Source organism: Enterococcus sp. B2E4, from assembly GCF_030499455.1.
Classification (GTDB): Bacteria; Bacillota; Bacilli; order Lactobacillales; family Enterococcaceae; genus Enterococcus_D; species Enterococcus_D casseliflavus.
Genome location: NZ_JAUKPK010000022.1, coordinates 42641 through 67476 on the forward strand (window position 1 = coordinate 42641; position 24836 = coordinate 67476).

A 24836-nucleotide genomic window follows, 5' to 3' on the forward strand; every position below is an offset into this window, starting at 1 on the left:
GTAGATGAGCCGATCAAAACCAGTAACGTTAGACGGGAAAACACCGTTGATTTGTGTGCCATTGATTGGGAAAACCAATGAAGAGATCTTGAAACAAGCCATTGCTGCTGAGGAATCAGAGGCACAGATCGTCGAATGGCGTGTTGATCATTACAAACATGTCGAAGACCAGCAAGCGGTCTTAGATGCGTTATCACATATTCGCACGACATTAAAGCACAAAGAGCTGCTCTTCACTTTTCGAACCTTGGAAGAAGGGGGCGAGCGGGCGTTCACATTGACCCAGTACAAAGAATTGTGTTTAGCTGCTGCTGATTCAGGTTTGATCGATTGGATCGATGTCGAATTAGAGAAAGCTGAATTTTTAGGTCGAGCCTTTATTCAAGAAATCAAAAAGGCACAGGTAAAGCTGATATTGAGCAATCATGATTTTGAGAAAACGCCAGAAGATGCTGTGTTGATTTTAAAGATCGGCGTAATGAATCAATTTGGTGCCGATGTTGGTAAGTTAGCGATGATGCCTAAGCAAGTCCAAGATGTTTTACGTTTGATGGGGATCATTACTAAAGCGCGTGGCTTCAACCAACTGCCGTTGGCGATCATGTCGATGGGGGAGCTGGGGAAAATCAGCCGGGTTAGTGGGGCATTGACTGGTTCGGTCTTTACTTTTGCTTCGTTGCAAGGTGCTTCAGCACCTGGACAAATACCGATCGAACGAATGACCAACTACTTACAAGAATTTTCACTCAATGAGTAAGACCAGCCAAGGCCTTCTCTTAGAAGAAACCAAAACAAAAGAGGGATAAAATGGCGAAGAAGAAACAAAAAACCAATGCGATCCGTCAAGTAGAACAACAGAAAATTGCTTATAACGAATACACCTATGAGTGGTCGGAAGATCATCTCGATGCGCAATCCGTCGCTGCACAACTAGCACGCCCGCAAGCCATCTACAAAACGCTGGTGGCAGTGGGCAACAAAACAGGTCCGCTGGTGGCTGTGATTCCTGGAAACAGAGAAGTGGATCTGAAAAAGTTAGCCAAAGTCAGTGGAAACAAAAAAGTAGAGATGCTGCATCTGAGAGATTTAGAAGAAACGACTGGCTATATTCGCGGCGGCTGTTCGCCGATCGGGATGAAAAAGCTCTTTCCTACTTATATTGATCATAAGGCAGAGACACTGGAAGAAATCGTGGTTTCTGCAGGAAAGCGCGGGTTGCAGATGGGGCTTGCCCCACAAGCGTTGCAACAATTGACTAGGGCGGTCTTTGCCGATTTGTTGGCACCTGAACACGAATAAAAAATCCCCGTGAACCATCTTGAAATGCCGTTCACGGGGATTATTTTGTACTATTTTATTCCATTACTTCAATATCGAAAACCTCAATATTTTCTAAACCGCCATAAAAGTCAAACCACGGAGTGGCATATTGTTTTAAAATGGCGTTTAATTCTTCAACATTTTCTTTCCCTTGGGTGTCCAGCCATTCCAGTAATGCTTTGGCGCCTTGCTTCCCATAGATTTCCACACTATCGCGCCAAGTTGCTCGTCCTCCTAAGATCCCTGAGAATTTAGCACCGTGTTGACCAGCAAAGGTCAATTCATCGCGAAAGACATTCGCTGGGACCCCCGCACTCAAATAGATAAATGGTCGCGTCGCAGCGTCACTAGCTTCTTTGAAGTAATTGGCGGCTTCTTCTTGCGTATAGACGGCCTCTAAGCCTTCTTTTTGGAAACCTTCAACTAAGTCGAACTGAACCGGTACTTCGACTTTCAAAATATCGATATGGTAGTGATCTTTCGTCAGTTCCTGAATGGTTCGGATGACCTTGCTCGGTTTGATCTTGGCAAAAGCAGGTGATTTGTCATCTGTGATCTCATCGTCGTAAACGATTGGCTCTACAAATAACGGAATATCGGCCGCTTGTGCCTCCGTACCTAAACGTTCTAAAAACGCATGTTTGGTATCTAAAATCTCTTGCGGTTCATCTGGATTATAATAAACCAAGACTTTTGCAGCATCTGCCCCTTTTTTCACTAAGCGCTGCAGCGATTCATTGGGTAAAATTTCTGGCAAACGACCCGGCGTATTGACATCATACCCTGTTTTTTCATAGGAAAGGATCAAGCCAGCATTGGGATTCTTTGCTTCGATCCCTAAGAAGCCATATTCCTCATCTAACAAAATACTGCTGACATATTTGGTCAATTCTTGGGAAACCAACTGCTTGAATTCATAAATGTGTTCCATCGTAAAGTCATCCGGTCCAGTTGCCGCCTTCATCATTTTTTTCATGGAACCACGTTGGTCGATCGCTAGTGCGGCAATCACACCATCCTTATTTGAAAGTTTTTGCATTCGTTCAAATTTACCTCTTGAAATTCGTTTCATTAAAAAAACCTCCCTCGATCTTGCTATCTTTAGTCTACGCCTACTTTGAGAAAAACCCAACTAATAAGCAAAAAGAGAGGAGACCCAGGTGTTGGTAGCAACGGCAAGGATATTGCTGCCAACACCTGGGTCATCGATCAATAACTGAAATAACTAGCTGTTTCTGCTGCGTTTTTCCCTGAAACATGTCCAGTACAAAACGCTGCTGTAATGTTGAAACCACCTGTATACCCATTGATATCCAATAATTCACCAGCAAAATACAAGCCGTTGATTTTCTTGCTCTCCATGGTTTTTGGATTGATTTCTTTCAGATGGACCCCGCCACCAGTCACGAAAGACTTTTCTAACGGGAACGTGCGAACGATAGTGACTGAAAAGCCTTTGATCAAGGAAGCGAGCGCAGCCAACTGTTCTGGTGAGGCTTTTTCAGCAACCAGCTCATGCAGGTCTAGCTGCTGCAAAAAGAAGGTCATCAAGCGCTCAGGCAAAAAGCCAGCTAAAGCATTCGGCAATTGTTTCTTCGAAGCCGCAGACTGAATCAATTCCTGGGTCAAGGCTTCATGGGATTTTGCTGGCAGACAATCCAGAACAACCGTCACGGGTTGTTGCTTTTTCAATTCTTGGTTCACAAAAGAGGAACAGCGTAAAGCAGCTGGACCAGATAACCCAAAGTGGGTAAACAAAAGATCCATGGTATGGGCGACGATGGGCTTTCCTTTTTGATCCAAGACACTCAACGTGATGTCATGCAAGGAAATGCCTTGCAACGTCCGCTCTTGAATAAAGGAGTCTTCTGAAACAAGCGGCGATTCGGTTGGATAAAGTGGCGTAATGGTATGGCCGACTTTTTTTGCCATCTTATAGCCGTCCCCCGTTGCGCCCGTGGAAGGATAGGTGCGGCCACCTGTGGTCAAAATCACACTAGGGGCAGAGAACTCATCGGTTTCGGTTCGCACGCCGCGAATTTGACTGCCGTCATGGATCAGCTTTGTGACGACCGTGTTCGTCAATAGGGTGACGTGATGATCGTTGATTGCTTGAAGCAACGCTTCGACGATGGTTTTTGATTTGTTCGTCACAGGGAACATCCGTCCGTGGTCTTCTTCTTTTAAGACGACACCTAAGTCTGCGAAAAACGCCATTACATCATAATTATTGAATTGAGAAAACGTGCTATACAAAAACTTGCCGTTTCCTGGAATATGAGCAACTAAATCATCTACCGGCCGATTATTGGTTACATTGCAGCGTCCGCCGCCAGTCATCAATAATTTCTTGCCGATTTTTTTGTTTTTTTCGATTAATAACACCCGCGCACCTTGTTTGGCAGCAGTGATCGCAGCCATCATGCCGCTCGTACCTGCACCAACAACAATGACATCATAGGTTTTTTCCATTCTTTTCACCTCTTTGGGATTGTAACACATCGGCTACGAGTGCTGAAAGGATTGGTCGATTTTTTTCGAATAATAAAAAATTCTGACAATTCTAAAAAAAAGCGTGCAATTTCAGAAAATTTCTTTAAAATAGAAAATATCTTAAAGGAGGTAATGCACTATGACCAAAGCTTCAGCTTACGTGAAAGAAATTCAAGCGAAGATTCATGAGAAAGACCAACACCAACCGGAATTTCTTCAAGCAATTGACGAATTTTTGCCTACGATCGTTCCCTTTTTAGAGGAGCATCCAGAATATATTGAATCAAATATCCTTGCACTCTTAACTGAACCAGAACGTTTTATCCAATTCAGAGTCCCGTGGCAAGATGATCAAGGCAACTGGCAAGTAAACCGTGGCTATCGGATTCAATTCAACTCGGCAATGGGGCCTTACAAAGGCGGCTTGCGTTTTCACCCAAGTGTAAACTTGAGTATCTTGAAGTTTTTGGCGTTTGAGCAAATCTTCAAAAACAGCTTGACAGGTCTGCCGATCGGCGGCGGAAAAGGCGGAAGTGATTTTGATCCAAAAGGCAAATCCGATGCCGAAGTGATGCGTTTTTGCCAAAGCTTTATGACGGAGCTGTCAAAACATATCGGACCTGACTTAGATGTTCCAGCTGGCGACATTGGTGTCGGAGGCCGAGAAATCGGCTATTTGTTTGGTGCCTACAAACGATTGAAGCAATACGATGCTGGTATTTTAACTGGTAAGCCATTAGACTTCTGGGGCAGTAAAAACCGCACAGAAGCAACGGGTTATGGCGCCGTTTATTTCGTTAAGCATTTATTGACAGACCTAGGTGAAACCTTTGCAGGCAAAAAAGCGATCGTTTCTGGAAGCGGCAATGTTGCGATCTATGCAATTGAGAAATTGCAAGAATTAGGTGCGATCCCTGTCACGTGTTCTGATTCCTCTGGTTTTATCTATGACAAAGACGGCATTGATCTGGCCTTGTTAAAAGAGATCAAAGAAGTGAAGCGTGAACGGTTGACGGCTTACGCCAAGGAACGTCCATCAGCCGAATATCATGAAGGGGCGTCTGTCTGGGATTTTGATACACCAGCGGAATTAGCCTTTCCTTGCGCGACCCAAAACGAGATTGATCTCTCACAAGCCAAACGTGCAAAAGCCAATGGTGTCCGGGTCGTTTCTGAAGGCGCGAATATGCCTAGCTCATTGGAAGCAGCAGAATATTTTATTGAAGAAGGAATTTTCTACTGCCCAGGAAAAGCAGCCAATGCTGGCGGCGTAGCCGTTTCTGCGTTAGAAATGAGTCAAAACTCCCAACGACTGCAATGGGAAAAAGCTGAAGTCGATGCCAAATTGGACGATATCATGAAGTCGATCTATGAGGCATGCCGTGATACTGCTGAAACCTTCGAACAAAAAAATAATTTTATGTTAGGTGCGAACGTCGCAGGCTTTGAAAAAGTTGCTAAAGCAATGTTTGCTCAAGGACTTGTCTAAAATCACCCAACAGGCTACCTATCAGGAATTACTTGAAAAAAGTTGAAAAAAAACGTAAAGTAGGTAGTGTATGAAAAACTATTTTTTCAAGGAGGACAAATCATGTCACACATCAAGTTTGACTATTCGAAAGTAGCACCATTCGTGAACGAATACGAATTGAGCTACATGCAAAGTCAAGTTACAGCAGCAGACAAACAATTACGCGAAGGAACAGGTGCTGGTAGCGACTTTTTAGGTTGGATCGACCTTCCTAAAAACTATGACAAAGATGAATTTGCGCGCATCAAAAAAGCGGCTGAAAAAATTCAATCTGATTCTGAAGTATTAGTCGTGATCGGGATCGGCGGATCTTATTTAGGAGCGAAAGCAGCGATTGATTTCTTAAATCATTCTTTCTTTAACTTGCTACCAAATGAAGAACGCAAAGCACCACAAATCTTTTTTGCAGGTAATTCGATTTCTTCAACATACTTAGCAGATTTGATCGAAATCATCGGTGACCGTGACTTCTCTGTGAATGTGATCTCAAAATCAGGAACAACTACTGAGCCAGCGATCGCTTTTCGTGTTTTCAAAGAACGTTTGATTGAAAAATACGGCAAAGAAGAAGCCAACAAACGGATCTACGCAACAACGGATAAAGCGAAAGGTGCAGTAAAAGTTGAAGCAGATGCTGAAAACTGGGAAACCTTTGTGATTCCAGATGACGTCGGCGGCCGTTTCTCTGTATTGACTGCTGTTGGTTTATTACCAATCGCTGCCAGCGGAGCGGATATCGATGCCTTGATGCAAGGGGCAGCAGATGCTAGCGATGCTTACGCAAGTGACGACCTTGAAAAAAATGAAGCGTATCAATATGCAGCAATGCGTAACATCCTTTATCGTAAAGGCAAAGTAACCGAATTGCTGATCAACTACGAACCAGGCATGCAATACTTCTCAGAATGGTGGAAACAATTATTCGGCGAGTCTGAAGGAAAAGACCAAAAAGGGATCTATCCTTCAAGTGCAAACTTCTCGACAGACTTGCATTCTCTTGGTCAATACATCCAAGAAGGCCGTCGCAATATCTTTGAAACAGTTGTTAAAGTTGAAAAACCACGCAAATCAATTGCGATCCCTACACAAGAAGCAGATCTTGATGGTCTTGGCTACTTAGAAGGAAAAGAAGTTGATTTTGTTAATACGAAAGCCTTTGAAGGAACATTACTTGCACATACAGATGGGGATGTCCCAAATCTGTTAGTAAAAATCCCTACAATGGATGCGTACACGTTAGGTTATACCATGTACTTCTTTGAGATCGCTGTGGGTATCTCTGGCTACTTAAATGGCGTGAACCCATTTGACCAACCAGGGGTTGAAGCGTACAAGAAAAACATGTTCGCCTTACTTGGCAAACCAGGTTTTGAAGATCTTGCAAAAGAATTGAACGAACGTCTATAATTTGATAAAGAAACGCCTTGAGCCAGTCTGATTGGCTCAAGGCGTTGTTTTATTTTCGTATTTGTTGTGCTACTAGATCGTTGGGCCAATAAATCAGCGGTCTTCTTTTAATCCCCAAAGCAACGCAGCAGACAATAGTCCAAAGATACAGGTTTGAATAATTGGCATTTGGCTCATCTCCTTTTGATTTCCTTTAGTATAAAATGCTTTTTAAGAAGTGGCACGAACAAACCAGTGCGTTTCAACGAACGAAACTGTCATTTCTTGGTGACAAATGCGTGATAAATTGAAATAAAACGTTTTCAATTTGATGCTTTTTTGTTATTATATCTTTAAGAAAGAAAACGGTTGAGGTGAGGATATGGAGAATATTACGATCGGTGAAAAATATGTCTGCCAACCTGTCGGGGCGAGCAAGCCTGTGATTGGTGTGGTGGAAAAACTATACGTAAATACGGCGTTGATCGTCGTTTCAAGTTATGAAGAAGAAGATCAAGCACAAGTAGAAGCTTGTAATCGTCGGATGATCGTCAGTTTCAATAAAATTTGTACGCAAACGAACGTTGCCTAACCAACTAGCAAAAAATGCTGCTCAACGGAACACCGTGAGCAGCATTTTTCTTCGTGTGAGATCAGCCAACGCCGATCACAAAATTCAATAGTTTGTCTGAATAAGTCATATCTTCTTCCGTCACACTCAACTCTTCATTTAAGATCCCCATCTGGTCAGTAATGATCCCGTCCACGCCGTAAAAACGCATCCGGCTGATAGTATCCGCATCATTGGGGGTCCAAACGAACACTTCCTTGCCATCGGTTCGGGCAGAGGCGATGAAGTTGCGGTTGATCGTACTGTATTCCATCGTCAGAAAATCAGCACTGGTCAGTGGTGGCCCCACGACATTGAAGGGCATGATGTATCCTGAAATCAATTGAGGCGCCTGCGCCTTTAATTCCTCAACAACTGTATAGGAGAGACTTTGCATAATATGACCATTTGCAAGGAGGTCCTCTTGATATCTTGCTAAAAAGGCCTTTACAAGTTCCGTGGTATCTTTTCGCTGCGTTTTGATCTCCACCAGCAGTTTTTGGTCCAATTGGTTGGCAAGTGCCAAGTATTCATCAAAGGTTGGAATACGTGCTGTCTGGTTGTTTTCCGAAACTGTCAGTGATTCGGCGTAACTCAAAGGCAATTGCTCTGGTTTGCCCTGACCACCTGTCAACGGACGGTAAGAAAAATCATGATAGACAATAAAATGACCATCACTTGTTTGCTGGACGTCCATTTCAACGTAATCTGGTTGGTACTTTTCGCTAGTAAAGCGTAGTGCTTCAAGAGAATTTTGGACCCCTTGTCCGTCGCTGACCCCTCGATGGGAGATCGTTACCGGATGGATCGAAGCAGCTGAAGTCAGATAGTTCATATTATATAGACTAACACCGACACCGAAAAGCACCGTTACCAAGGTAAACAACGAACTTTTTAGACCTAAGAAATGACGCTGGTTCAATGGCTCTTGGTGGAACCATGAAGGAATCTCCGGTAAAAAGCCTTCATCATCCATGAAATCAACGATGATGTAAAAAATGGCTACCGTCGATAAAATGACGTTCAGTAACAAGATAAACTGCAAGAAAGTCATAATAAAAACAGCACTATACAACGCATAGTCCGGTGTAACAACTTCAATCACCGCCTGAATGGTAATCAGCAAAGTGAAGCCCAGTGTCGAAATCAACAAGATGCTGCCACCGATAAAGACAAATTGTCCAACGATGGCAAAAAAACGGCGTTTTGTTACTTGGAGGCTTTCTTTGATCGCTTTTCGAAAGGGCAGATCACGTAATATCATTTCTGGCAAGGCAAAGATCACGCGAATCCCCAAGTAAATCAACAAAACATAAACCAACAGCACTGCCCCGATGATCAAGACACGGTTGGCAAAAATGAAATCCATGATAAATGCGGGAATTTTGATTTTTGCGAGTAAATCAGAATTAAAACTCAACCCACCGATCGGTAAAATCAGTAAGAAGTAAAACAGGAAAAATAAAAAGGTCATCGGCCGTAATTTACGCAACTGCAAAACAGTCATCCGTAACAATTGCCGCAAGCTGATCGGCTGTTTCTTTTTAATAAAATAGACACTTAGCAGCAAAAAAGTAAACTCAAAAAAGACGGCTAATAAAATCAAAAGTAAAATCAGTGTTAATGAGAGCAGCACGACTGGGTGGTCGGTAAAGATACTGCCAATATTATCAAAAGAAAGGTAAGGCAAGCCCCCACGTTTTAAGACGAACTTGGTGGAAGCCGATAAGATTGGGATCACTAAGAACAACAAAGCACCGTGCATCAGTAACACATCACGGAAGTAGGCATTGCTGTCTTTCAAAAAATCCCAAGTGTTGACTAAGCTGTTTTTTAAATAATTCATGGTCGTCATCCTAATAAAGTAAGTATTTTGGTTCCTATTTATTCTAAAAAGGCGGAAAAAAAGAGTCGAACAGTTTCAGAAGCACATTCGCCACAGGTATAGATCCCTGTATAAAAAGCAGCTCCTTCATGTTCGGCTCAATGAATTGATCGTTTTTCTTACCTATTTTTCTTATCCGCCTAACAAACCAGTTAAGAATGTTCCACCATAAATCAAAGCCATGCTGTACAAGAAAATTGAAGCAGGTTTTGCCAACAAAATAATCAACGTAAATTTCTTCACTGTCATGTTGGTCAAGCCAGCCATTAGACAAAGGGCATCATCTGGGGCGACTGGTAGAAAGATTGCAAGGGCGAAAAGTTTTTCAAATCGGCTTTGGTTATCTAACCAGCCAATATATTTATCGTAAGTTTTGTCACTGATCATACTTAAAATGAATGGTTTACCGTATCGTCGGCCTAGCAGGAAAATAATGACAGAACCAATACTGATTCCTACATAGTTATAAACGAATCCTAGATAAGGACCAAAAATCAAGACACCTGCAGCGCTGGAGACACCACCGGGAATGATCGGGATCACTACTTGCAAGATCTGCAAAAGGATAAAGACGATTGGTCCTAAGATAACGGAATTTCCAACTAGACCTCGCAGTGCATTAATGTCTTTGAAAACACCTAGATTGATAAAATAGATCGTTAATGCGATAGATAAACCTAAGCCAATAATAGAAATCGTATTAATGATACGACGGGAAGTTGCTATGCTCACAGGACTTCATCTCCTTTATGTTTCATAATCCCACTATACGGGGTGAGACCAGAAAAATCCAGTAAAACAAATGACAAACGTCAAACAGTTTTGTAAGGTATGCCTTTATTATAAAAGAAGTCCGAAAAGAAAACATTGTACTAAAGTCTGAAATAAGAAAAATTTATAGTTTCTGCGCACCAATAGTTTCAGGAGATTTTTTTATCTGAGAGATGTTTTTTCGTTCGCTTCATTTGCCAACGATTAACGATTTTTTCAACCACACTCGTCATCATGAAGCCTCCAGCGATCGCCCCAGCGGTGATGACAACGATCATCAGATTTTCAAAGCCGACAAAGTTGTCGCCCAAAGCGAATTCTCGAACGGCTTTGTAGGCAGGACCACCCGGTACGAGAGGAACGAGGCTAGGAATGTTAAAAATGATCATGGGCATTTTTTTTCTGCGGGAAAAAAAGATGCTAACGCAACCGACGGCAAATGCGGCTAAGAAGTTGGCGCTGCCTAGACCGTAGCCAATCGTTTTCAATGACCAATAGATCATCCAGCCAACCGTTCCAGCAATGCCTGTTGCAACTAAGGCTCTTTTAGGAATATTGGTCAAGATACCAAAGGTCACGGTGCTTAAAAAGCTAAAGGAAAGGTGAATAAAAATCGTCATGAGATCCCTCCAAATAAGGTGAAGACCGTGGCGATGCCAACACCGATCGCGGCAGCTGTGAAAATAGCTTCAGTTCCCCGAGCAGTCCCACTGATGAGATGGCCTGCCAAAATATCCCGAAAGGAATTGGTGATCGCTACACCAGGAACTAAGGGCATGACGGCACCGATAATCAAATTATCGACGTTTTGTGCGACATGAAGAGAGACCGCTAGAAGAGACAAAGTACCGATCAGTAAAGAGGCGCAAAACATATCCAAAAAGCGGATATCGATGACTTTTTTGACCCAATAGGCGCATAAAAATCCCAGACAGCCAATGACAAACGTTGCTAGAAAATCAAACCAAGCACCGCCGAAAATAATCATTAAAGTACTGCTGACCACGCCCGCACTAAACACCTGCAGCCAATAAGGAAAACTTGGTGTCGTTGGATTGACCTTTTTTAATGCCTCGTGCAGTTCCACTAACGAGATTTTTTTCTCAGCATAGGCACGAGACAATCCGTTGACGGCAACGATTTTTTCGAGATTGATGACTCGATCATGAACATTTTCTACTTGTGCGTAGTGGCTACTGCGTAAGCCCATAAAAAGTCCAGTTGCTGTTACATAACTAATGCTGCCTTGCTCCCCGGCATTTGCTGCAATTCGATTCATTGTATCTTCCACTCGATAGACTTCCGAGCCGTTTTCCATCATGATTTTTCCTGCCAACAAACAGGCCTCCAATAATAGCTCTTTTGATTCCGCCATTTCCAAACTCCTTTTTCAATCGAATTTGCGCACTACATTCTTAGTGTACAATTTCAGCGAGTTTTCAACAAGGAAGAAAAGTAGATTTGAAAAATAACTAGCAGCCAATGCGTAGGATTTTTTGTGATAAATGGAAGGAGAAGCACTTCTCTTTATTAGTAAACATTCGTTTTTAATGAACAAAGTGAATAGAAATAAGATAACGGATGGAGTGTTTTATTTTAAAAAAATGAATATCTCGGTTACAATTAAATAAATATAAAAAGGGGGATTTATTGATGCGAAGGAAGGTCTATACAAGAGAACACATTTTGAAGGCCGCTTATGAACTGATCAATAGAGAAGGTTTTGGCAATTTTACGGCCCGGAATATCGCTAAGCACATGGGAATTTCTACTCAACCGATTTATCTTGAGTTCGAAAATATGCAGGACTTAAAAAATACCTTGGTGGAGGCTGTTTTCAAAGATTTATCGGAAAATGTTTTTCCAGTTGTTCGAACAGGAGACAAACTTGTTGATTTAGGCCTGAATTATATACGCTTCGCTCAAGAGCAGCACAATCTCTACATCGCCCTTTTTATCGACGACTATGGCGGTGGGAAATTGATGCATGATTTTTCATCGACCTATTTCAAATCCTTGATCAAATCAGAAGAAAAATATGCGGATCTTTCAGAAGATGCGGTAAATGCACTACATAATGGCGCATGGATCGTTGTGACTGGTTTGGCTTCCTTAATGTCGGCGGGTATCATCACACCCACCGATGACCAGATCATCAAAATCATCAACGAGACTATTGAAGGCGTAATCGAAAAGAAAGATAGCTACATCTTCGATTAAAGAACAAAAAATCTGCATCCCATTACTTATTGGGTGCAGATTTTTCTTGACATTTTTAATAAAACTAGCGAAAATAACTGTTATGGAGAGTTGGCAGAGTGGTAATGCAGCGGACTCGAAATCCGCCGACCCGGTTCATCCCGGCGCGCAGGTTCAAATCCTGTACTCTCCTTATATCAACGCTTTGGAGCGTTTAGCCTATCTTTCTAGATAGGCTTTTTTGCTTGTGGTCCTGCAACAAACGAAAAGAATCAATCGGGCAAACGCGCTAAGGCGTATTCAATTTGTTCAGAAGTAAAGCCTTCAAAGGAAAGTTGGCTCGCCACACGCTCATCTGATAAGGATAAATTTTGCGAGTAGCGAATTGCTTTTTTCAAAGCTTGCTCGTTCCAATCGGCATCCACAGTGGCTACGGCAAAGTCTGCTGCGCTCTCAGAAAAATCTTCATAGAGTAGTTGGCGTTTCAAGCTCGACTGAGAAAACGCATTGCTAGATAAGTATCTTTCTGCACGATTCAGTGCATTTCTTTCTTCACGAGAAAGTTGAGGTGTATGTTGCTCGTTGTTTGCGGGTTCTTCTTGTTGCGCGCTGCTTGCTTCGTTGTTGCCAGCTGTTTGTTCTCCTTGTGGTTGTTCCATGGAAGCAGCGGCATCGCCAAAGGACTCATTTTTCCCTGATTCGTTACGTAAAGAAAGGCTTAATTGGGCAGTGATGCTATCGAAAGACGTCACATCTTGGTAGAAGGACAAGCCACCATACGAAAACAAGACAATAAAGGCGGAAGCGACAATGAGAAAAACATTTCGATCTCGTTTGTTTTTTTGAGTTATCAACCCAATATAAAATAAGATAATGCCAAAAATGAAACCGATCAAACCGATAAAAAACAAACCAGCGAAAAATGTAGCCATAAGCATCCCTCCTAAGAAAACAGTTTCCTAAAGTTAATAGTACTATGTCTGGAATCAGAAAACAGATTTGTCTTTTCATGAATAGAGGAAAAGAATGATTTGACAAATGTAACGTGTATGCTATTAATGGATCATTCGTATGTATTAAAGAAGTGACGCTCAAGAATTACTGGTAAAATCGCTAGTAAACGAAATGAAAGTACAGTTGTATCAGTAGGAGGGAAGAAGATGGATTTTCAAGAAAAAGATTACTTTATGCGTTACACAAAAGTTGCGGCACAGGGATTGAGCAAATTTATTACGCAAGGATCTGTTGATGAAATCTTACAGCTAGATGAACAGCAAAGTGGACAGAAGCAAGAAGCGGATACTGCAAAAGACAAAAGCGAGCCAAAAAACAAGAAAGCACCTAGCTAATTTTTTCCTTAGCGAGGTGCTTTCAGTACGAATCGGTATCCTTCATTTGGATAAACTCCTTATGCAGTTTTTTTCAATTCTTGTACAGCTTGCTCGATCGTAATTCCAGTCGCAAAATGATTCGCATCTTTTTTATCGAAAACGATAAATAAATTCAATTTGGTATCCAGAGTTACACGATATTGTAGATCTGTGTTATAGAATGTCATAGTCATTCTCCTTTCTTAAAACTTGTCATTGAAAGGCAACGTTTAGTTGATAACGAAATTCCATAGTTAGAATAACACTTTTTTTCACATTCGTCCAATAAAACTATCAAACGAACGAATCTGACTGATCCTTTTCAAGAAATCAATGCCTGAGAATGGCAGCCAAAGAAGTTTCCTGGAGTCAGTAAATTCGGGAAAAGTATCTTTGTATATTTTCAGAAAAATAGAATTTATAAAAAATTTCTTAAGAATTTTGAGGATAGCTATTTTCTTAGATAACAAATTTGTAAGATTGAGAGTATGAGATGGTTGGAAACCTTGATATCATAAGGTTTGTCTCCAAATTATGTTTTGTTCAAAAATATATTGATTGTATTTTTTTGAAAAAGAGATCGTATCTCTTGAATTCTATGGTATGATTTACTTTAGAAAAATGAAAATGGATTATGAAAACGGATGTGAAAATATGTGCGGAATTGTCGGCTTTGTCAATTCAAAAGACCAAAAAGAAATCATTATTGAACGCATGATGGACCGGATCGTTCATCGCGGACCAAACAGTTCAGGAAAATTTACCGACGACCAAGTAGCGTTAGGGTTTCGTCGTTTATCGATCATCGACTTAGAAGGTGGCTCACAACCGATTTTTAACGAGGATCGAACAAAAGTCATTATTTTTAATGGGGAAATCTATAACTTTCAAGTGTTGCGGGAAGAATTGATCCAAGCGGGTCATGTTTTTTCTACCCATGCGGATACCGAAGTAGTCTTACATGGCTATGAGGAGTGGGGCATTGATGTTTTGCAGCGCCTGCGGGGAATGTTTGCTTTTGCCATCTGGGATACTCAAAAACAAGAGCTTTTCGGCGCACGGGATCACTTTGGGATCAAACCATATTACTATGCGCAAATGAATGGCAGTTTTATGTTTGGTTCTGAAATCAAGAGCTTTTTGCCTCATCCTGATTTCAAGAAAGAGTTGAACCAAGAGGCATTGAAACCTTATTTGACTTTTCAATACTCGCCTTTGAACGGAGAAACCTTCTTTAAAGGCGTTCATCGTTTGCAAGAAGGGCATTATTATTTGTTTAATGAACAGGGATTGACGATCAAGCAGTATTGGGATGCAGATTTTTCAGTGAAAGAAAATCATTCAAGAGAAGAATGGGTCGACAAAATCGATCAAGCAGTCCAGGAATCAATTGCCGCTCATCAAATCAGTGATGTTGAAGTCGGCTCATTTTTATCCAGTGGTGTCGATTCAAGTTACGTAGCTTCTGTCTTGCGACCAGATCGCTCGTTTTCAATCGGGTTCGATGACAAAACCTACAACGAAGCGATCGAGGCCCGCAAATTGACGGAAAAACTTGGTTTGAACAACACAGCAGCGGTCATCGATGGTGAAATGTCCTTTGAGGCATTCCCGTTGATTCAGTATCACTTGGACGAACCAGATTCTAACCCAAGCTGTGTCCCTTTGTACTTTTTAGCCAATCTGGCAGCACAGCAAGTGCGAGTCGTTCAATCTGGGGAAGGGGCAGATGAATTATTTGCCGGTTATGCTGCTTATGGCTTCCACACAAACTCTAAAGCGGTGCGCGTTTTTGCCCAAGGGTTGAAAAAATTGCCACAAAACATCCGCTTTCGTTTGGGACGTCAAATCGGCAAAATGAAAAACTTCCATGGTCGAATCCATCTTTATGAAGCAACGGCACCTGCCCAAGACTTCTTTATCGGGCAAGCACTCGTCTTTGAAGAAGAGGAAGCACTGCAGCTTTTAAAACCAACCTATCAAAAAGGACCCTCTGTTGCTGAAATCGTTGCGCCTCATTACGAGAAAGTCAATGGTCTCAAAGACGAGGTCAATAAGATGCAATATTTGGATCTTCATCAGTGGATGCCAAAGGATATCTTGTTAAAAGCAGACAAAATGTCCATGGCGAGTTCCTTGGAATTACGCGTTCCTTTATTGGATATTGAGATGCAAAAGCTGTCGCAAACAATCCCGACGAAATATTTGATCAATCAAAACAACACCAAAGATGTGTTTCGACAAGCGTCAAACCGTCATTTGCCAAAAGAGTGGGCAAACCGTGAAAAACTCGGTTTTCCTGTACCTATCAAGGCATGGCTGAAAGAAGGAACAGGATATGAAGCAGTCAAGAGCCTTTTTGAGTCAGACTTTGCGGCAACCTTCTTCGATCAAACAGCAATTTTACAAATGCTTGAAGACCATCGCCAAGGAAAACCGAATCTTCAGCGAAAAATCTGGACGATCTTTACGTTCTTGACCTGGTATAAAGTATTCTTTATTGATGAATCGATTCCAGAAGCCAAAGAAATCGTTTATGAAACACTTTGATTTGAATATGGCAGCAAAAAAAAAGCTGATGCGGACATCCCGCATCGGCTTTTTTTATAGACCTAAATATTTTTCCAAGTAATCGACCATGCCATCTTCCGCATTGGTTTTGTCGGTAACATCATTGGCGATCGATTTTAATTGTTGCGTGCCATTCGCCATGGCAACGCCCCAACCCGCATAATCCAGCATCTCCAAATCGTTGTGTTCATCACCAAAAGCGATGATATCTTGTCGATCCAAAGACAAAGAATCCGCGATCACCGAAAGACCAAGTGCTTTATGGACTCCTTTTGGTACGATCTCTAAGATAGCTTGAGGTCCGCCCCAGGTTCGAACATCGACCGCATCGTCGAATTGATCCTTGATACGTAAAGAAACAGATTCTGCTAATTCATTTTCGGTTTTCACCAGTAATGAAGTGGGGTCCGTTTTTAAATTTGCTAATAGATTTTTTTCGGAAGCATTGCCCGAAAAGAAAAAGTGTTGATCAAATCCACTTAGGTCATCAATGAAAAAGGTTTCGCGATTTTCTGCTGCCACAAACGTCAGCCCCAACTGCTCTTTTTGCGCCATGAGCTCAAACGCAATTTCTCGAGAGATCGAGTGCTCCATTTCATTTGCCCAGACTTGTCGAGGTTTATGGACTAACCCACCGTTAAAATTGACCATTGGTGTTGTGAGCGCCAATTCTTTATAGAATTGATCGCTCATACGAAAGGGTCTTCCTGTAGCGATGGTAACAAAGTGTCCCGCTTTGGTGGCGCGAACCAGTACCTCACGTGTGCGAGGGGAAAGTTGGGATTCAGTATTTAAGGTTGTGCCATCTAAATCAATGGCGATGATTTTTGGTTTCAAAAGACTCGCTCCATTCTCTTATGGTAGTGGCTTAAGTGTAACATATTTCTGTCATTTCACAATACAAGTAAGTTTTCGATAAGTTTTCATAATATTTACAAAGCAAAACACGAACATTAAACGTTTTTGGTTCGTTTTATTCGGAAAAAGGTTTGAAAAGCGAAAATTATTCCCTTATAATTTGTAATTGTTCGATGAAAAGCGCAATTATTCATTTTTTCTTTTCATAGAAACGATTAAAGTTCAGGAGTGAAACATAACATGGAAAAGTTTTTCAAATTAAAGGAGAATAAAACGACGGTTTCCACAGAAGTGATGGCTGGGGTCACCACCTTCTTCGCGATGAGTTATATTTTGTTTGTGAATCCGACGATTTTATCTGCTGCAGGCATGCCGTTTCAAGCTGTTTTCTTAGCAACGATCATCGCTTCAGTGATTGGTACCCTGATCATGGGCTTATTTGCAAATGTGCCTTATGCGCAAGCACCTGGAATGGGCCTTAATGCATTCTTCACCTTTACCGTCGTTTTTGGTTTGGGGTATACGTGGCAGCAAGCATTAGCGATGGTTTTCATCTGCGGCTTGATCAACATTTTTATCACGGTCACTCGTATCAGAAAAATGATCATCCATGCGATTCCAGAAAGCATGCAGCATGCAATTGGCGGCGGGATCGGGATCTTTGTGGCTTATGTAGGGATCAAAAATGCCAACTTGCTAAACTTCAGTGCAGACACTGCCGCAGTGACTGGTTCAGTTGTCGACGGTGAGACGATCGTGAGTGCCAATTTTAATGGGGGGATCGTCCCAGCTTTGGCGAATTTCAATAATGCACCTGTTTTGTTAGCAGTGATTGGTTTAGTAGTGACTACTTTATTAGTGGTGAAAAATGTTCGTGGGGCAATTATTTTTGGTATTTTAGGAACGACGATCATCGGTATTTTGGTGGGTGTGGTGGATTTAAGTGCCATTGATTGGCACGGGAATTCATTAGGAAGTTCCATCAGCGAACTAGGCATCACATTTGGCGCTGCGTTTGGCTCTGAAGGAATGGGCTCACTATTCAGTGATTCTGCCAAAATCCCTCAAGTAATTATGACGATTTTAGCGTTTAGCTTATCAGATGTCTTTGATACGATCGGTACCTTTATCGGGACTGGACGTCGTACAGGGATCTTTTCGAAAAAAGATGAAGAAGCGGTTGAAAACAGTAACGGGTTGAACACGAAGATGGATAAAGCCCTTTTTGCAGATGCCGTAGCCACTTCTGTAGGTGCCATCGTAGGGACCTCAAATACAACGACTTATGTGGAATCAGCAGCTGGTATCGGTGCTGGTGGACGCACGGGCTTGACTTCTGTTGTAGTGGCAGCACTCTTTGCAATCAGCAGTATCTTTTCTCCACTGATCTCAATCGTTCCCGCACAAGCGACAGCACCAGCGTTGATCTTAGTTGGGGTAATGATGATGGCTTCGTTTGCAGACATCAAGTGGACCGATCTAGAAGAAGCAGTTCCCGCTTTCTTCGCGTCTATTTTTATGGGCTTGTCTTACAGTATTTCCAATGGGATCGCTGTTGGTTTCATTTTCTACGCATTAGTGAAAGTAGTGAAAGGAAAAGCCAACGAAGTGTCACCGATCATCTGGGTCGTCAATGCGTTGTTTATCCTAAACTTTGTCATTTTGGCTTTGATCAGTTAAGTTTAATGAAGAAAATCTTTCTGTATGTTACCTGCAGAAAGATTTTTTTATTTGATTATTACTCACGATACGGTATAGTATTTGTGAAAGAAGGTTTGTAAATGAAGATTGATTGGAAACGAAATCTACTGATTTCATGGGTAGGTTGTTTTTTTACGGGTGCCAGTTTTAGTCTTGTCATGCCATTCATTCCCTTATATATAGAAGAGTTAGGCGCTCCAGAGAGTCAAATTGAGTTGTTTTCTGGATTAGCAATCTCAGTAACGGCGTTTGCGGCGGCTATCATTGCTCCAGTATGGGGAAATCTAGCAGATCAAAAAGGTCGTCGCTTAATGATGATTCGCGCGGCTGCGGGGATGACAGTGACGATGGGGTCTTTGGCTTTTGTACCGAATGTCTATTGGTTGTTGATCATGCGTTTCTTTACCGGAATTTTATCGGGGTATATTCCCAATGCGACTGCATTGATTGCTTCGCAGGCGCCTCGAGAAAAAAGCGGTTGGGCGCTTGGGACATTGGCTACAGGAGCCATCGCAGGGAATTTGATCGGTCCATCGATGGGTGGGGCGTTGGCGCAATGGTTCGGCATGAAAAATGTTTTTATCATTACTGGTGTTGTGCTGCTAATTACGCTCTTACTTACGATTTTTCTCGTTCAAGAAGATTTTGAGCCGGTTGAAAAGGGCGATTTGCTGTCCATCAAAGAAATTTTTGGTCAAATCAAAAATATGCAGTTGCTTGTCGGTTTGTTTATTACGTCACTGATTTTACAGCTAGGTGTAACGAGTATCAGCCCGATCCTTACATTGTATATTCGTGATCTAAGCGGGAACAGTGGCAATATTTTGTTTGTCAGCGGATTGATCGTCTCTGTTGCTGGTGTTTCGGCAATCATCTCTTCGCCATTTTTAGGCAAAATCGGTGATCGTTACGGCAATCACAAGGTATTGTTAGGCGGTTTATTGCTGTCATTTTTCTGTTTCATTCCGATGGGCTTTGTCTCCACACCGTTTCAGTTGGGCGTGCTGCGCTTCTTGCTTGGTTTTTCGACAGGTGCGTTGATGCCGTCCATCAACACACTGATCAGCAAGATCACCCCGATGGAAGGGGTCAGCCGTATCTACAGCTACAACCAAATGTTCTCTAACTTTGGACAAGTGTTAGGTCCGATGGTCGGCTCAACGGTGGCAGCTGGCTTTGGTTATCCCGCCGTCTTTTGGGTAACTAGCGGGTTTGTACTGATCAATATTTTTATCTCAGGATTTAATTTCCGTAAAAGCTTGCGTAAAACGGACATCAGTGAATAGTTGAAAAGAAAAAAAAACCAGTTACAATAAAGGTAACTGGTTTTTTTTTTAATGGCTTGTCTTTTCAGGCGCTGGTGCGATAATACCAACAAGAATGATCACCACACCTGTGACCAAAGAGATGATTGAAGTTAATTGAAAATCATAAGTTGCTCCAGCAAGTGAGCTGCCTAGATAGCCAACGACTTGACCTAATACAAAAGTCCAAAATAAAGTGACTAAGTAACGCATGACGACACCTCTTTTCTGCGTATCTTCCATTTCGACTTTAGTTTATCACAAAAATATTTATTGTAAAGATTTTCACTTTTTCATTTTGTTTTTCAAATCTAATTACTAGCAGAAAGAAAGAGAATTTTCATTTTTGGAGGGATTTCAATGTATTCACAGCTCACCACCTTAAGCGCCTATTCGTTGCTGCAAAGTACGATCAAAATTCCTCACTATATAGAGCAAGCCAAAAAGATGGGCTATCAGACGTTGGGTCTGACCGATCATAATGTTCTCTATGGCGCGGTCGAGTTTTATCAGCAATGCCTAGCACAGGGCATCAAGCCGATTTTTGGTGCTTTGTTCGACTGTACCTTCGGAGAGGGATCAATGTCCTTTCCGTTGTACGTATTTGCAAAAAACCTCAAGGGCTATCAAACCTTGATGCGTTTATCAAGTGAAAAAATGATCACCGAGCAGTTGAATTTAGCTGCTTGTGATTCTTTGCAGGACCTCTTTGGTTTGCTGCCTGAAGGCGAGGGGTTTCTGCCTTCTCAGCACGATGATCTAGAAGCCAATCAAGAAGCACTGCGAGCAATCAGCCATAAATTTGATTCTGAGAGCTTGTTTTTAGGTATTACTAGCAAAGGGCTAGATTCAGAAACGATCGCTTGGTTTAACGAGCAAAACATTGCACCATGTGCCTATCAACCAATCGCGGCTTTAGCACAAGAAGAAGCCTTTGCAGTCAAAGTGATGACGCATATCAAAGAGGGCTCGCAAATTGAAGACTTTCGTCAGGCTAAAGAGCAAGGGGCTGCGCAGCTTTTTCTACAACCAGCAGACCAACTGACCGCGGCATTTGAAGAATGGTCGCAGGCATTGATGAATAATCAGCGGATTGCAGCTGAATGCGCCGTCGAGCTGCCGCTGCATCAGCGGCTGTTGCCTCATTACCCGCTACCAGCCGAAGAAAGCGCTGCGGACTATTTGCGGAAAATTTGTTTTGAGCGTCTGCCTCAGCGTGTTGCCCACGTTACATCGGCGTACGAACAGCGTTTGGATTATGAGTTGTCCGTCATCCATAAGATGGGCTTTGATGACTATTTCTTGATTATTTGGGACGTCATGGACTTTGCCCACCAACAAGAGATCGTTACCGGCGCTGGACGGGGATCGGCTGCTGGCGCACTGGTGGCATATGTTTTATCGATCACCGACGTAGATCCAATCAAATACGATCTTTTGTTTGAACGATTCTTGAATCCAGAACGTTACACGATGCCTGATATTGATTTAGACATTCCTGACAATCGCAGAGACGAGATTTTACAGTATGTGCGCCAAAAATACGGGCAAGAATATATGGCACAGATTGCGACGTTTGGCACCATGGCGGCCAAAATGGTTCTGCGAGATGTTTCTCGTGTCTTTGGTCTTTCGCAAAGTGAAGCCAATCGCTGGTCAAAAGCCATCCCCAATGCCTTGAAAATGACCTTAGATCTTGCTTATGAACAATCCAATCAGCTGCGAGAATTGGTGTCGTTTAATGAGCGAAACCAAGTAATGTTTCAAGTCGCCAAAATTTTAGAAGGCTTGCCACGTCACGTATCGACTCATGCCGCTGGTGTGGTGATCAGTGACAAGAATTTGCTTGATCTGGTTCCCTTACAAGAAGGCAGCGATGGGATCTGGCTGACCCAATTTACCATGAATGACGTAGAAGCCATCGGCCTATTGAAGATGGACTTTTTAGGCTTGAGAAACTTATCGATCATTGATAATACCTTGAAAGGCATTAAACGAATCAGCCAACAAATCGTTACCCAAAAGGAGATTCCTCTTGATGATCCAGCAACATTGCGCTTGTTTCAAAAAGGCGAGACCGCAGGGATCTTCCAATTTGAATCAGCGGGGATACGCAATGTGCTGCGTAAGCTAGGACCAGAAAGCATCGAGGATATTACCGCAGTCAATGCCTTGTATCGTCCAGGACCGATGCAAAATATCGATACCTTTATTAAGCGGAAAAAAGGACAAGAGCGTGTCTCTTATCCAGATGACAGCTTGATTCCGATTTTGCAAAACACTTACGGAATCATTGTCTACCAAGAGCAGATCATGCAGGTAGCTTCCAAAATGGCTGGTTTCAGCTTAGGACAAGCAGATATTTTGCGTCGAGCAATCAGTAAAAAGAAAAAAGACGTCTTGGATGAGGAACGTCGTCATTTTGTGCAAGGCGCCTTAGCCAATCAGTACGATGAAAAGACCGCCAATTTGGTCTATGACTATATCGAGCGGTTCGCCAATTATGGGTTTAATCGATCCCATGCGTTTGCCTATTCCTTTATCGGCTTTCAAATGGCCTATCTGAAGGTACACTATCCCGCACCATTTTTTGCTTCGATCCTACACTCGGTACGCTACACCGCCAGCAAAATGAAAGAATATTTAAATGAAGCCGCACGTTATGGCGTAGAAGTACTGCCGCCTTCGATCAATGCCAGTGGGTTTAGTTTTCAACTGCAAAATGAAAAACAAATTCGTTTTGGTTTCAGCAGTATCAAAGGAATCCGACGCGACATGATCCAAGACATTTTGGCAGAAAGAAAAGAGCATGGTAATTTCACGTCTATGGATCAATTTTTGCTTCGCTTGAATCAGCGGAACAGCAAATGGTTAAAATTGGATTATTTATTGCCGCTTTTGAGCATCGGCGTATTCGATGGGATCGCCCCCAATCGAAAACAAGCACTGATCCAGCTAGAAGGAAAGATCCAAAACATTACTTATAGTGGCGGCAGTTTGGATCTCTTAGAAACTATGGCATTAAAAGAAGAAGCCGTTGCCGATTACAAACTAGAAGAAAAACTGGCTTTGGAAGAAGAATACTTAGGTGTTTATTTGTCTGGCCATCCCGTGGAACAGTTTCAAAAATTGCACCAACTAAAACAAATCACTGATATTGCCGACCTGGTTCCGAATGAACGGGTGCGTATCCTTTTATATGTGCGCAAGATTCGAGAGATTCGAACGAAAAAGGGCGAACAAATGGCGTTTGTCGAAGGAACGGATGCCAGCAAAGAAGTGTCAGTAACGATTTTTCCCATCGTTTATCGACAAGTACGTTCCTTGATTGAAGAAAATGCTGTTCTTTATATCGAAGGAAAGGTCGAGGTAAGTCGTTACAATGGTGAAATCCAACTCATTGCTGATAAAATAGACTTAGCAGAAAACGTTCAAAATAAAATTGCGTCACAAACTTGTTACTTAAAGATTTCTGCTGAAGCTGAAACGTCGCACCTGCAAGCATTGTCGAAGGAAATGAAGCAGCATCACGGAAATATTCCAGTGGTGATGTTCTATGAAAGCAGTGGCAAAAAAGTGTTATTAGCAGAAGAAAACTGGGTGACGGATGAGCCGAACTTTGTCAAACAACTGATCGCATTATTAGGAAATGGAAATGTAATTTTCAAGTAATTTTCCGAAAACGGTAATTCAACTTACACTTTTTTCAACTTTTTCCCACTATTTCAAGACATTTTCATGGAATAATGGTAGAATATGTCTCGTGGTTATTACTTGAAAACTAGCAAACAGGGGCTTCCCTAAACAAAATCTTTTGATGAGGTGAAAGAATAATGAAACGCATTGGAATTCTAACCAGTGGCGGCGATGCACCAGGAATGAACGCAGCGATTCGCGCAGTTGTCAGAAAGGGTATTTTTGACGGACTTGAAGTATACGGAATCAACTATGGCTATGCCGGACTAGTCGCAGGCGACATTCGTCGCTTAGATGTTGCTGATGTTGGTGACAAAATTCAACGTGGTGGAACATTCTTATATTCAGCACGTTATCCAGAATTTGCGACACAAGAAGGACAATTAAAAGGAATCGAACAATTAAAGAAATTTGGCATCGAAGGGCTAGTCGTGATTGGTGGAGATGGATCTTACCATGGTGCGATGGCACTTACTCGTCACGGTTTCCCAGCGATCGGGATTCCAGGAACGATCGATAATGACATTCCAGGAACAGATTTCACGATTGGTTTTGATACAGCGATCAATACTGTCTTGGAATCGATTGACCGTATCCGTGATACAGCGACATCACATGTCCGCACATTCGTGATCGAAGTAATGGGTCGTGGTGCTGGCGATATCGCTTTATGGTCAGGTGTGGCCGGTGGTGCGGATGAAATCATCATCCCAGAACATGATTTTGACATGCAAGTTGTTGCTGATCGTATCCGTGAAGGACGCGACCGCGGGAAAAAACATTGCTTGATCGTTTTAGCCGAAGGTGTGATGGGCGGAAATGATTTTGCTGACAAACTTTCTGAATACGGCGATTTCCATACCCGTGTATCAATTCTAGGACATGTTGTCCGTGGTGGTTCACCAAGCGCTCGTGACCGTGTGTTAGCAAGTAAATTTGGTTCATATGCCGTTGAATTATTGCAACAAGGCAAAGGCGGTCTATGTATCGGTATCGAAAACAATGAAATGATTGCTTCTGATATCATCGATACCCTTGAAAACAATCGTCACAAACCAGATCTTAGCTTGTATAACTTGAACAAAGAAATCTCATTCTAAAGAGATTTTTAAAGCAACGCAACAGTAATTTTGTAAAAAAA

The 24836-nt window shown here is 42.2% G+C and carries 22 protein-coding genes and 1 tRNA gene; 13 read left to right on the top strand and 10 right to left on the bottom strand.

What is annotated here, in order from left to right:
- Positions 1-4 precede the first annotated feature (4 nt).
- Both aroD and ybaK read left to right on the top strand, forming a co-directional pair.
- The gene (gene aroD, locus Q1X33_RS14660; protein WP_005229128.1) at positions 5-757 is read left to right on the top strand and encodes a type I 3-dehydroquinate dehydratase; all 753 of its coding nucleotides are present in this window, start codon (positions 5-7) and stop codon (positions 755-757) included.
- Positions 758-807: 50 nt separating this feature from the next.
- Entirely contained in the window at positions 808-1299 is a 492-nt protein-coding gene (ybaK, locus tag Q1X33_RS14665; protein WP_005229129.1) for a Cys-tRNA(Pro) deacylase, read from the top strand.
- A gap of 55 nt (positions 1300-1354) precedes the next feature.
- On the opposite strand, the gene Q1X33_RS14670 is transcribed toward ybaK, so the two are convergent.
- Together Q1X33_RS14670 and Q1X33_RS14675 are read right to left on the bottom strand one after the other, a co-directional pair.
- Complete coding sequence (locus tag Q1X33_RS14670; protein WP_034869196.1) at positions 1355-2392, bottom strand: tagatose 1,6-diphosphate aldolase; 1038 nt, start codon at positions 2390-2392, stop codon at positions 1355-1357.
- A 137-nt stretch (positions 2393-2529) separates the two neighbouring features.
- Positions 2530-3792 carry an NAD(P)/FAD-dependent oxidoreductase gene (locus tag Q1X33_RS14675; protein ID WP_005229131.1) on the bottom strand — a complete coding sequence of 421 codons (1263 nt, stop codon included), beginning with the start codon at positions 3790-3792 and terminating at the stop codon, positions 2530-2532.
- Positions 3793-3952: 160 nt separating this feature from the next.
- On the opposite strand from Q1X33_RS14675, the gene gdhA reads away from it, so the two are divergent.
- The 3 genes from gdhA (at position 3953) to Q1X33_RS14690 (ending at position 7322) form a co-directional block, all read left to right on the top strand.
- Positions 3953-5302 carry an NADP-specific glutamate dehydrogenase gene (gene gdhA / locus Q1X33_RS14680; RefSeq protein WP_005229132.1) on the top strand — a complete coding sequence of 450 codons (1350 nt, stop codon included), beginning with the start codon at positions 3953-3955 and terminating at the stop codon, positions 5300-5302.
- A gap of 102 nt (positions 5303-5404) precedes the next feature.
- Positions 5405-6751, top strand: a complete 1347-nt coding sequence (locus Q1X33_RS14685; protein WP_005229134.1) for a glucose-6-phosphate isomerase — start codon at positions 5405-5407, stop codon at positions 6749-6751.
- Positions 6752-7112: 361 nt separating this feature from the next.
- Positions 7113-7322 (top strand): hypothetical protein, encoded by a 210-nt coding sequence (locus tag Q1X33_RS14690; RefSeq protein WP_005229136.1) that lies wholly within the window; start codon positions 7113-7115, stop codon positions 7320-7322.
- A gap of 61 nt (positions 7323-7383) precedes the next feature.
- Here the strand turns inward: Q1X33_RS14690 and Q1X33_RS14695 are convergent, their stop codons facing one another.
- The 4 genes from Q1X33_RS14695 to Q1X33_RS14710 form a co-directional block, all read right to left on the bottom strand.
- Positions 7384-9186: a glycerophosphoryl diester phosphodiesterase membrane domain-containing protein gene (locus tag Q1X33_RS14695; protein ID WP_005229138.1), complete on the bottom strand. Its 1803-nt coding sequence runs from the start codon at positions 9184-9186 to the stop codon at positions 7384-7386.
- Positions 9187-9357: 171 nt separating this feature from the next.
- On the bottom strand, positions 9358-9957 hold the full coding sequence (locus tag Q1X33_RS14700) for a TVP38/TMEM64 family protein (RefSeq protein WP_005229140.1): 600 nt from the start codon (positions 9955-9957) through the stop codon (positions 9358-9360).
- Between the two features lie 188 nt (positions 9958-10145).
- Entirely contained in the window at positions 10146-10616 is a 471-nt protein-coding gene (locus Q1X33_RS14705; protein WP_005229143.1) for a threonine/serine exporter family protein, read from the bottom strand.
- Positions 10613-11371 carry a threonine/serine exporter family protein gene (locus Q1X33_RS14710; protein ID WP_005229145.1) on the bottom strand — a complete coding sequence of 253 codons (759 nt, stop codon included), beginning with the start codon at positions 11369-11371 and terminating at the stop codon, positions 10613-10615. Before Q1X33_RS14710 ends, Q1X33_RS14705 begins: the two co-directional genes overlap by 4 nt.
- Positions 11372-11649: 278 nt before the next feature.
- Between Q1X33_RS14710 and Q1X33_RS14715 the strand changes: the two genes are divergently transcribed.
- Together Q1X33_RS14715 and Q1X33_RS14720 are read left to right on the top strand one after the other, a co-directional pair.
- Entirely contained in the window at positions 11650-12216 is a 567-nt protein-coding gene (locus Q1X33_RS14715) for a TetR/AcrR family transcriptional regulator (RefSeq protein WP_010749693.1), read from the top strand.
- Between the two features lie 84 nt (positions 12217-12300).
- Positions 12301-12388 (top strand) — tRNA-Ser (locus tag Q1X33_RS14720).
- 79 nt (positions 12389-12467) lie between these two features.
- Here the strand turns inward: Q1X33_RS14720 and Q1X33_RS14725 are convergent.
- Positions 12468-13127 (bottom strand): Ltp family lipoprotein, encoded by a 660-nt coding sequence (locus tag Q1X33_RS14725; RefSeq protein ID WP_034869199.1) that lies wholly within the window; start codon positions 13125-13127, stop codon positions 12468-12470.
- Between the two features lie 228 nt (positions 13128-13355).
- On the opposite strand from Q1X33_RS14725, the gene Q1X33_RS14730 reads away from it, so the two are divergent.
- Positions 13356-13544, top strand: coding sequence for a hypothetical protein (locus Q1X33_RS14730; protein WP_005229151.1), 189 nt, complete (start codon positions 13356-13358; stop codon positions 13542-13544).
- A 59-nt stretch (positions 13545-13603) separates the two neighbouring features.
- Here the strand turns inward: Q1X33_RS14730 and Q1X33_RS14735 are convergent, their stop codons facing one another.
- Positions 13604-13753: a hypothetical protein gene (locus Q1X33_RS14735; RefSeq protein WP_005229155.1), complete on the bottom strand. Its 150-nt coding sequence runs from the start codon at positions 13751-13753 to the stop codon at positions 13604-13606.
- A 466-nt stretch (positions 13754-14219) separates the two neighbouring features.
- Between Q1X33_RS14735 and asnB the strand changes: the two genes are divergently transcribed.
- Positions 14220-16115: an asparagine synthase (glutamine-hydrolyzing) gene (asnB, locus tag Q1X33_RS14740; protein WP_010749664.1), complete on the top strand. Its 1896-nt coding sequence runs from the start codon at positions 14220-14222 to the stop codon at positions 16113-16115.
- Between the two features lie 54 nt (positions 16116-16169).
- Here the strand turns inward: asnB and Q1X33_RS14745 are convergent, their stop codons facing one another.
- Positions 16170-16973, bottom strand: coding sequence for a Cof-type HAD-IIB family hydrolase (locus Q1X33_RS14745; RefSeq protein ID WP_005229159.1), 804 nt, complete (start codon positions 16971-16973; stop codon positions 16170-16172).
- Positions 16974-17234: 261 nt separating this feature from the next.
- On the opposite strand from Q1X33_RS14745, the gene Q1X33_RS14750 reads away from it, so the two are divergent.
- Together Q1X33_RS14750 and Q1X33_RS14755 are read left to right on the top strand one after the other, a co-directional pair.
- Entirely contained in the window at positions 17235-18674 is a 1440-nt protein-coding gene (locus Q1X33_RS14750) for an NCS2 family permease (RefSeq protein ID WP_005229161.1), read from the top strand.
- A gap of 101 nt (positions 18675-18775) precedes the next feature.
- Positions 18776-19981 (top strand): multidrug efflux MFS transporter, encoded by a 1206-nt coding sequence (locus Q1X33_RS14755; RefSeq protein WP_005231893.1) that lies wholly within the window; start codon positions 18776-18778, stop codon positions 19979-19981.
- 48 nt (positions 19982-20029) lie between these two features.
- Here Q1X33_RS14755 and Q1X33_RS14760 read toward each other — a convergent pair whose 3' ends face one another.
- The gene (locus Q1X33_RS14760) at positions 20030-20212 is read right to left on the bottom strand and encodes a YjzD family protein (RefSeq protein ID WP_008377814.1); all 183 of its coding nucleotides are present in this window, start codon (positions 20210-20212) and stop codon (positions 20030-20032) included.
- 147 nt (positions 20213-20359) lie between these two features.
- On the opposite strand from Q1X33_RS14760, the gene dnaE reads away from it, so the two are divergent.
- Both dnaE and pfkA read left to right on the top strand, forming a co-directional pair.
- Positions 20360-23671: a DNA polymerase III subunit alpha gene (gene dnaE / locus Q1X33_RS14765; RefSeq protein ID WP_301969698.1), complete on the top strand. Its 3312-nt coding sequence runs from the start codon at positions 20360-20362 to the stop codon at positions 23669-23671.
- A gap of 161 nt (positions 23672-23832) precedes the next feature.
- A complete protein-coding gene (pfkA, locus tag Q1X33_RS14770) occupies positions 23833-24795 on the top strand; it encodes a 6-phosphofructokinase (RefSeq protein ID WP_005229169.1) in 963 nt (320 codons plus the stop codon).
- Positions 24796-24836 lie beyond the last annotated feature (41 nt).